This is a genomic window from Shewanella sp. 125m-7, from assembly GCF_052977045.1.
The window spans coordinates 1-990 of sequence record NZ_JBRILQ010000101.1; the positions used below are offsets into that span (position 1 = coordinate 1).

Consider the following 990-nt stretch of genomic DNA (forward strand, 5'->3'; position numbering starts at 1 on the left):
TAGCAAACCCATAGCTTCGGTGTATTGCTTAGCCCCGTTAAATCTTCCGCGCAGGCCGACTCGACTAGTGAGCTATTACGCTTTCTTTAAATGATGGCTGCTTCTAAGCCAACATCCTAGCTGTCTAAGCCTTCCCACATCGTTTCCCACTTAGCAATAACTTTGGGACCTTAGCTGATGGTCTGGGTTGTTTCCCTTTTCACGACGGACGTTAGCACCCGCCGTGTGTCTCCCGTATAGTACTCATTGGTATTCGGAGTTTGCAAAGGGTTGGTAAGTCGGGATGACCCCCTAGCCTTAACAGTGCTCTACCCCCAATGGTATTCGTACGAGGCGCTACCTAAATAGCTTTCGAGGAGAACCAGATATCTCCGAGTTTGATTGGCCTTTCACCCCCAGCCACAAGTCATCACCGCATTTTTCAACATACGTGTGTTCGGTCCTCCAATTGATGTTACTCAATCTTCAACCTGCCCATGGCTAGATCACTCGGTTTCGGGTCTACACCTTGCAACTAAACGCGCAGTTAACACTCGGTTTCCCTACGGCTCCGCTATTCGCTTAACCTTGCTACAAAATGTAAGTCGCTGACCCATTATACAAAAGGTACGCAGTCACGGTCTCAAGAACCGCTCCCACTGCTTGTACGTATACGGTTTCAGGTTCTATTTCACTCCCCTCACAGGGGTTCTTTTCGCCTTTCCCTCACGGTACTGGTTCACTATCGGTCAGTCAGGAGTATTTAGCCTTGGAGGATGGTCCCCCCATGTTCAAACAGGATGTCACGTGTCCCGTCCTACTCGTTTTCACGTAAAGTTAGTTTTCATGTACGGGGCTATCACCCTGTGCCGCTGTGCTTTCCAACACATTCCACTAACACCCTCTACGCTTAAGGGCTAATCCCCGTTCGCTCGCCGCTACTAGGGGAATCTCGGTTGATTTCTTTTCCTCCGGGTACTTAGATGTTTCAGTTCCCCGGGTTCGCCTCAC

At 49.8% G+C, this 990-nt stretch carries 1 rRNA gene; it reads right to left on the reverse strand.

Features of this window, described 5'->3' with window-relative positions:
- Nucleotides 1–990 (reverse strand): 23S ribosomal RNA (locus tag ACVBIL_RS20590); the annotation flags it as partial.